The sequence below is a fragment of the Kamptonema sp. UHCC 0994 genome, assembly GCF_029167235.1.
Lineage (GTDB): Bacteria > Cyanobacteriota > Cyanobacteriia > Cyanobacteriales > Microcoleaceae > Kamptonema.
This window is the reverse complement of sequence record NZ_JARFTR010000174.1, coordinates 19,615-27,384: the sequence shown is the minus strand read 5'-3', so window position 1 is coordinate 27,384 and position 7,770 is coordinate 19,615. Positions and strand designations below refer to the sequence as shown.

The 7,770-nt window shown below is 41.2% G+C and carries 9 protein-coding genes; 6 read left to right on the top strand and 3 right to left on the bottom strand.

Annotation, left to right across the window (positions count from 1 at the left end):
- Window positions 1-186 precede the first annotated feature (186 nt).
- Both PY364_RS16425 and PY364_RS16420 read right to left on the bottom strand, forming a co-directional pair.
- Entirely contained in the window at window positions 187-516 is a 330-nt protein-coding gene (locus tag PY364_RS16425; RefSeq protein ID WP_275524097.1) for a hypothetical protein, read from the bottom strand.
- 106 nt (window positions 517-622) lie between these two features.
- Entirely contained in the window at window positions 623-1,246 is a 624-nt protein-coding gene (locus PY364_RS16420) for a DNA-3-methyladenine glycosylase (protein ID WP_275524095.1), read from the bottom strand.
- A 306-nt stretch (window positions 1,247-1,552) separates the two neighbouring features.
- On the opposite strand from PY364_RS16420, the gene PY364_RS16415 reads away from it, so the two are divergent.
- Window positions 1,553-2,122: a transposase gene (locus PY364_RS16415; RefSeq protein ID WP_275524094.1), complete on the top strand. Its 570-nt coding sequence runs from the start codon at window positions 1,553-1,555 to the stop codon at window positions 2,120-2,122.
- Between the two features lie 243 nt (window positions 2,123-2,365).
- Here PY364_RS16415 and PY364_RS16410 read toward each other — a convergent pair whose 3' ends face one another.
- Window positions 2,366-2,665, bottom strand: coding sequence for a hypothetical protein (locus PY364_RS16410; protein WP_275524093.1), 300 nt, complete (start codon window positions 2,663-2,665; stop codon window positions 2,366-2,368).
- Between the two features lie 58 nt (window positions 2,666-2,723).
- Between PY364_RS16410 and PY364_RS16405 the strand changes: the two genes are divergently transcribed.
- From PY364_RS16405 to PY364_RS16385, 5 genes are all read left to right on the top strand, one after another.
- Window positions 2,724-3,284: a Uma2 family endonuclease gene (locus PY364_RS16405; protein ID WP_275524091.1), complete on the top strand. Its 561-nt coding sequence runs from the start codon at window positions 2,724-2,726 to the stop codon at window positions 3,282-3,284.
- A gap of 53 nt (window positions 3,285-3,337) precedes the next feature.
- Complete coding sequence (trpS, locus tag PY364_RS16400; RefSeq protein WP_275524089.1) at window positions 3,338-4,351, top strand: tryptophan--tRNA ligase; 1,014 nt, start codon at window positions 3,338-3,340, stop codon at window positions 4,349-4,351.
- Window positions 4,352-4,529: 178 nt separating this feature from the next.
- Window positions 4,530-5,426, top strand: coding sequence for a methylenetetrahydrofolate reductase (locus PY364_RS16395; RefSeq protein WP_275524087.1), 897 nt, complete (start codon window positions 4,530-4,532; stop codon window positions 5,424-5,426).
- 39 nt (window positions 5,427-5,465) lie between these two features.
- Complete coding sequence (locus PY364_RS16390) at window positions 5,466-6,065, top strand: Uma2 family endonuclease (RefSeq protein WP_275524085.1); 600 nt, start codon at window positions 5,466-5,468, stop codon at window positions 6,063-6,065.
- The gene (locus PY364_RS16385) at window positions 6,058-7,704 is read left to right on the top strand and encodes a mucoidy inhibitor MuiA family protein (RefSeq protein WP_275524083.1); all 1,647 of its coding nucleotides are present in this window, start codon (window positions 6,058-6,060) and stop codon (window positions 7,702-7,704) included. The genes PY364_RS16390 and PY364_RS16385 overlap by 8 nt, the downstream gene beginning before the upstream one ends.
- Window positions 7,705-7,770 lie beyond the last annotated feature (66 nt).

The following is a 7,770-nucleotide window of genomic DNA, read 5'->3' as shown; positions in this document are numbered from 1 at the left end:
AATTGATGTGTCTCCTTGTTCATAGGCTTTAACTATTTTTTGGCGAAACTCGATCAAATAAGGTTTCATTTTTTCTGCGATCGCTACTGAACATAGTGTACCACAGATACATGGAATTTGCTATATATTAATTAATTGGCAAACATTTGAGTAAATGTCCATTGAGTCAGCATAAATCTTGAAAACTTATGGTTCAAAAACTTCCGATCTTTCAATAACAAACCATTCGTGATATAAAATTGCCAGAAAAAACTCTTCTCCCTTCACGCGATCGCAAACTGCCATAAACCCAGAGAAAAAGGGGTCGTCATCGTAGGTCGTGTCCTTAAGAAAAAGCGTCAGCGAGTTCCCATCCGCACTCCAAATAGTACGCAATATAAAAAGATTAGCGTGCTGCGATCGCCCAAGAAACTCCAAGAAACCGGGTTTCTGCGATAATTTAAGCATCCTACCGAAGATTTGGATAAGAAACCCGGTTTCTGAGTCCCACGCGATCGCAGATCTAATATCGGTCAAAAATGGGCTGTGACTCTTTGCCCGGAAGCAGAATAAAAACTGGAATTGAAAGTTGCCAAAATCATTGAGTATATGCGATCGCATCTCCCCCTGATTCTAACAATCCTCAAACTAACGGTAAAGGCTCCAAACTTCGCCACAAGTACCACGAGGCAATACTACAATAAGGTTTCCACTTTTGCCCTAAACGTTCTATAGTCTTGCGATCGGGAAGTGCATCAAGACCATAGAGTTTCCGAATCCCTGAACGTATACCCAAATCATCCACAGGTAAAACATCCCACCGATTGAGACGGAAAATTAAAAACATCTGAACACTCCAGCGACCGATACCTTTCACTCGCGTTAGATTCTTAATAATCGATTCATCATCCATGATTTCCAACTCCTCAATGGTCGGCAATCCATCGATCGCATGACGCGCTAAATCTTTGAGATAAGATATTTTGGGGCGCGAAATACCCACCTGGCGGAGCACTTCATCCGGCGTATCGAGGACATCTTGCGCCAGAGGGAATTGAGTGTTAGCGTAAAGCTGGAGAAATCTAGCGTGGATGACTTTAGCTACCTTGGTAGAAAGTTGTTGATGCAGAATTGACTGGGATAGACAAAAGAACAAGTCTCCCTCCAACTCGCGCTGATTTAATTGACACGCACCAAGTTGGTCAATGAGTTGTCCCAAAATGGGATCGGAATCCTTGAGATAGTCAATAGCGATCGAGTAATTCATCTACGCAAAAACCCAACATTGTTTGCGATCTGTATTCCAAATAGTACGTAATATAGAAATATTAGCGTATTGCGATCGCTCCCTAAGCCTCAGCCAAGAAACCGGGTTTCTGCGATAATTTTGGCATCCTTACCGAGATTTGGGTAAGAAACCCGGTTTCTCAGACCTCCACGCGATCGCCCCCTGAGCCCAGAAACCGGGTTTCTGCGATAATTTAGGCATCCTAACGAAGATTTGGATAAGAAACCCGGTTTCTGAGTCCCCCACGCGATCGCACTTTTCTGACTTCCTCACCTACACTCTGATATGCCACGTCGCCAAATTATCTTCCAAGCGGGTAATTACTACCATGTTTATAACCGAGGTAATAACTGTCAGCTTATCTTTTTTGAGCGAGAAAACTATATTTATTTTTTACGGCAATTAAAAAATCATCTGATTACTTATGGTGTCGATATTATTGCTTATTGTTTAATGCCGAACCACTATCATTTATTAGTTTACCTGCAAAATGATGATTTTTCCAAGCTGATGCAGTCATTTACTTTGTCTTATACTAAAGCTATCAATAAACGCTATCAAAGAGTGGGTTCACTATTTCAGGGACGATTTCAGGCGATTCATGTAGATCGAGAAGACTATTTATTACACTTAACCCGATATATTCATTTAAACCCAGTCTGTGCTAATATAGTTGAAAAAGCTGAGGATTGGGAGTTTTCCAGCTATCAGGAATATATTGATTTGCGCCAGGGAAGTTTACCTAAAATAGATGGAATGCGATCGCAATTTCACTCAGCAGATGCTTATCGTTACTTTTTAGAAGATTATGCAAAAAGCGATAAATTAATCCAGAATTTAACCTTTGAAGAATAGAAGGCTTTAAGAAACCGGGTTTCTGCGACAATTTTTGCATCCTAACGAAGATTTGGGTAAGAAACCCGGTTTCTAAGTCCCACGCGCTCGCTCCCTGAACCCAGAAACCCGATCCGAATTTAAGAATAACAAACACGGATTTAAACGCAGATACCAACAACAGACAATTAAAAATTGAGTTCATCATTCTCAAATTTCAAGCAAATTATCTCTGTATCTGCATTCAAAATCCGTATTTTCCCCCTACATTTCCTGCATCAACCGCAGATAATTCTGCCGCATCTCCGTCATATTTTCCATCATTTTATTAGCCATATCTTTCTCAACATCACTCATTTGCTGCCAAAAAGCAGCCGATCGCCGCGCCGCGATCGTATCTTGCCATAACATCTCCAAAAGTTGCGCCGCCATTGGATTCTCCGCGTCTATAAGATTGCACAATTGCTCAAACGCTCGATTCGCCTCGATGTGATTCGTAACATCCTGGGCCAGCATCAGGCATTTCTTCAGTTCAAGAATGGGATTTTGAGAAGAGTAAGTCATAATTAGAATCAGGTTAAGCTACAAAAACTATACTGCCATCCACCCCGACATAGTTATTATGACTCTAACACTTAAAGACCTAGAACGGATGCAAACTGTGCTCCAAGAATCTCATCAGGACTACCAATTAGAACTTGTAGAAGGAAAAATTAGCGTTATGGGGCCTTCAGATTACATTTCCGACGAAATTGGTTCTCGGTTGATCGTTTTTTTAGGCGCTTGGGTAATGGCCCACAAATTGGGGCGCGTCACGGGTGCAGCGGCGGGTTTTATTCTGCCAAATCCTGATGCCGATTTACGTGCTCCTGATGTATCATTTGTCAAGGCAGAAAAGCTCAAACGTAGTCAAATAAGTTTTGTGCAGCTAGTCCCGGACTTGATGGTAGAGATTAAATCTAAAAGTGATAGAATTAAACCCATTGTTGAAAAAATCCAATCTTTTTTAGCACTCGGATCTCAAATTGGCATCCTGATTGACCCTGACAAAGAAACAGTTACTATTTATCGTCTCACAGGTGAGCCTGTAGTGTTAACTAGCAGCGATACTTTGACGATACCAGAATTATTTCCTGGTTGGGAGTTGCCAATTTCTGAACTTTGGCCGCCAGTGTTTGATTAACAGTTAAAATATCGTGTCACACTAAATAATTAATTGCATTACAATTCTAACTCATGGATAAAAAACTGCGCGTCCTCTCTGGAGTTCAACCAACCGGAAATCTCCACCTCGGTAACTATCTCGGTGCAATTCGTAACTGGGTAGAAGGCCAAAGTGAGTATGAAAATTTCTTCTGTGTGGTCGATTTACACGCGATCACTGCACCCCACAATCCCGCTATACTAGCATCAGACACTTATGCGATCGCAGCTTTATACTTAGCTTGCGGGATAGACTTGGAATATTCTACCATCTTTGTGCAGTCTCACGTCCCCGCTCACGCAGAATTAGCCTGGTTGCTGAATTGTATCACGCCGATTAATTGGCTGGAAGACATGATCCAGTTTAAGGAAAAAGCTGTCAAACAGGGGGAAAATGTAAACGCGGGTTTGCTAAATTATCCCGTGTTAATGGCAGCCGATATTTTACTCTATGATGCCGATAAAGTGCCAGTGGGGGAAGACCAAAAACAACATTTGGAACTTACCCGCGATATTGCTGTCAGATTAAATCATCAATTTGGTACGCCAGAAAATCCAGTGTTAAAGCTTCCCGATCCGCTAATTCGCAAAGAAGGTGCGAGAGTGATGAGTTTAACTGATGGTACTCGTAAAATGTCGAAGTCTGACCCTTCCGAACAAAGTCGGATTAATTTGCTAGATTCCCCAGATGCGATCGCGAAAAAAATTAAGCGCTGCAAAACTGACGCGCTACGAGGTTTGACCTTTGACAGTAGCGATCGCCCCGAAGCTAGAAACTTATTGACACTTTATCTGCTACTATCTGGGAAAACTAGGGAAGAAGTGGCCGCAGAGTGTCAAGATATGGGTTGGGGGGAATTTAAGCCACTGTTGACAGAAACGACAATTAACGCGCTCAAACCGATTCAGGACAAGTATAAAGATATAATGGACGATCGCGGCTATCTCGAATCAGTTTTGCGTCAGGGGAAGGAACAAGCTAGTGCGATCGCCAACCAAACGCTTACAAAAGTTAAAAAAGCCTTTGGTTATTCTCTCCCTGATTGATAGGTAAAATAAGTTAAAACCGCCCAGCGAATATAATTCGCGGCTACACAAACAAAGTCCGCCTACGCGGACTATAAAAAAACCAGGTTGTTGAAACCCGCGTAGGCGGGTTTAGTTTGTGTAGAAGCGGTTTTAACCGCCCAGTTTAGACCAAGTAAAATCTCAAATATCAAATCGGATGAATCGTTTTCGTAACGCCTGTAAAACCCCCGGAGAATTTATCATTACCGCCGAGGTGACACCGCCTAAAGGAGGCGACCCCAGCCAGATGATTAAAATGGCTCAAACCCTCAAAGATAGAGTTCACGCAGTCAATATTACCGATGGAAGTAGAGCAGTATTACGGATGTGCCCCTTAGCCGCTTCCGTGATTTTATTACAACACGAAATAGAGCCAATTTGTCAAGTAGCTTGTCGCGATCGCAACCAAATTGGCATCCAAGCTGACCTCATGGGAGCACAAGCTTTAGGCATCAGAAATATCTTAGCATTAACAGGCGATCCAGTCAAGGCAGGCGACCATCCCAAAGCCAAAAGCGTCTTTGATTTAGAAGCAGTAAGATTGCTGCAATTAATTCAGAAAATGAATGGGGGTACTGACTGGAACGATCGACCTTTAACCGATGGTATTACCGATTTATTTGTAGGTGCAGCCGTCGATCCTCAATCCCCTAGTTGGTCAGGATTACAAAGTCGATTCGAGAAAAAAATAGCAGCAGGATCTCAATTTTTTCAAAGTCAATTAATTAGCGATTTTGACATTTTAGATAAGTTTATGAGTCAAATCGCCGCAGGTTGCAACAAGCCAATTCTGGCAGGAATATTTCTACTGAAATCCGCTAAAAATGCCGAATTTATCAATAAATACGTACCCGGAGTTAATATCCCACAGCACATAATCGAGCGCTTGGCAAATGCTTCAGAACCTTTAGAAGAAGGAATAAAAATTGCCGCAGAACAAGTTAAATTAGCACGGGAAATTTGCCAAGGAGTTCATGTTATGGCCGTGAAGCGGGAAGATTTAATTCCTAAAATTTTGGATCGGGCAGGAATTCCACCGCTGACCGTATTATAATTAAGTTATCGCTAGTAACTTCAACTCAAAAGGAACGTCATGGTTACATCCTTAGAAAATCAAGTAACGGCATCCCCCAAAATCGAACAGCATTTCACTTTGCGTGGTTTGCAGTGGCATCAGTTTAAAGCAATTCAAGCCAGTTTTGAGGATGTGCCGGGGGTACGGTTATTTTATTGTCAAGGAGTGTTAGAAATTGTGACAATTAGTAAGTTACACGATGCAATTAGATGTATGATGGGTTTACTATTGGGGGCATATTTCGTAGAAAAAAATATAGAATTTTTCCCCAGTGGCAGTTATAGCCAAATAGTTGAAGGCGTTGTCGAATATCAGGCAGATTTGTCTTATTGCTTCGGGAAAGATAAGGATGTTCCTGACTTGTGTGTTGAGGTGGTGATTACTAGCGGTAGTCCGATTAAACTGCAAAAATATAGACTAATGGGTGTACCTGAAGTTTGGTTTTGGGAAGACGGAACCCTGGCAATTTACCACCTACAAGAACAAGGTTATGAACAGGTATCTAGCAGCGAATTTATGCCAGAATTAGACTTATCTTTGTTACTGCGCTGCATTTTAATTAGTTCCCCTTTAGAAGCAATCAAAGAATTTCGTAAAGGTATTAGTAGCAATGACTAATTCAGAATTACCGAATCCCGATCGAGAACATATCAAAATAGTAGACTCCCAAATCTCAGAAGTAACCGTCTACACAAATCAAGCGCGGGTGACGCGCCGAGGTTTAGTAACATTAACTGGGAACGAGAAAGAATTAGTTATCGCCTCTCTCCCCCGAACAATTCAAACAGATTCAGTAAGAGCAACTGGTTCTGGTACAATAGCCGTAAACTTATTAGGGGTTCGCACAGAGAAAATATTTGCTACTGAACCAGTAGAAGAGAAAACCAGAAAACTATCTAAACAAATCGAGCAGTTAGAAGAACAAAAACGCACTATTATTTACCAATTAGCATCGAGAGAATTACAACTTAAGTTTGTTGAAGGATTAAGCGATAAATCAGTCGGTTTCTTTTCCAGTAGTCTTGCAAAACAACAAGTTGGCTTGAATGAAACAGGAGAATTGCTGAATTTTCTAGGACAAAATTACCGGAAATATGTAGGCTCAATCGCGCAATTAGAAAAACAGCAGCAACAGTTAGATAAACAATTACAAGCTCTCCGCCAGCAGTTACAGCAGATACAAAATTATCGTCCTCAAGAAAGTTTCAGCATTTTTGTTGCCATAGAAGCAGGTGATAGTGGCGATTTTGAATTAGAAGTTTCTTATATGATAAATCGAGCCAGTTGGACACCACTTTATGACTTGCGCGTAAATACCACCGACAACCAAATTAATCTTAGTTACTTAGCAGAAGTCAATCAGAATACAGGTGAAGATTGGACAAATATAGCACTTACTTTGTCTACAGCTAAACCTGGATTAGGAACTTTACCGCCTAAGCTTGACCCCTGGTATATTGATATTTTTTCTTTAGAAATTCCTCAAAATCCAGAATTTCTACGAGCCAAGAAGGCAAAGGATAGGGACGTAACATCTTTATCAGCAGCTACCCATGAGATGGAACTGGAATATATCGCTAGATCCCCCGCACCCGGAGCTATTACCGCTCAAACAGTGACAGCTACAGCCTCTACAGAAGGAGGTGTAGTCACATTTCAAATAGGAGGAAATAGCAATATTCCTAATGATGGAAATCCTCAAAAAGTAACTATTTTTAACGAAAATTATCCCAGTCGGCCTGAATATATTGCCATACCTAGATTAGTTAGTTTCGCCTATTTACAAGCTGTTGTTATTAATCCCCTGACAGGTGCTACATTATTACCAGGTAAAGCTAACATCTTTCGCGACAACACTTTTGTCGGTACAACTCAGTTAGAAAATATTGCTCCCGGTCAAGAATTTAAGCTTAATCTAGGTATTGATGAAGGATTAAAGATTGAGCGCGAATTAGTTGAAAGACAAGTAGATAAGAAACTAATCGGCAATCAGCGACGCACGAGTTATGCTTATCGGCTAATTATTACAAATTTACGACAAGTGCAGGCAAGCTTAACGCTAAAAGAGCAACTACCAGTTAGTCGCAACGAGCAAATTAAGGTGCGCCTTACCCTCACAAATCCGAAGGTACAGGTAGGCGAAATGGGGTTGTTAGAATGGGTAATCGAGCTTCCACCACAAGGAAAACAAGAGTTATACTATCAGTTTGTCGTCGAAAATCCTCCTGATTTAAATGTATTGGGTTTAGATATTTAGCCATTAGCCATTAGCCATTAGCCATTAGCCATTAGCCATTAGCCATTAGCCATTACCAATTACCAA

Coding starts and splice junctions, on each gene's coding strand:
- PY364_RS16420 (WP_275524095.1), bottom strand. CDS start 1,246: ATGAATTACTCGATCGCTATTGACTATCTCAAGGATTCCGATCCCATT.
- PY364_RS16415 (WP_275524094.1), top strand. CDS start 1,553: ATGCCACGTCGCCAAATTATCTTCCAAGCGGGTAATTACTACCATGTT.
- PY364_RS16410 (WP_275524093.1), bottom strand. CDS start 2,665: ATGACTTACTCTTCTCAAAATCCCATTCTTGAACTGAAGAAATGCCTG.
- PY364_RS16405 (WP_275524091.1), top strand. CDS start 2,724: ATGACTCTAACACTTAAAGACCTAGAACGGATGCAAACTGTGCTCCAA.
- trpS (WP_275524089.1), top strand. CDS start 3,338: ATGGATAAAAAACTGCGCGTCCTCTCTGGAGTTCAACCAACCGGAAAT.
- PY364_RS16395 (WP_275524087.1), top strand. CDS start 4,530: ATGAATCGTTTTCGTAACGCCTGTAAAACCCCCGGAGAATTTATCATT.
- PY364_RS16390 (WP_275524085.1), top strand. CDS start 5,466: ATGGTTACATCCTTAGAAAATCAAGTAACGGCATCCCCCAAAATCGAA.
- PY364_RS16385 (WP_275524083.1), top strand. CDS start 6,058: ATGACTAATTCAGAATTACCGAATCCCGATCGAGAACATATCAAAATA.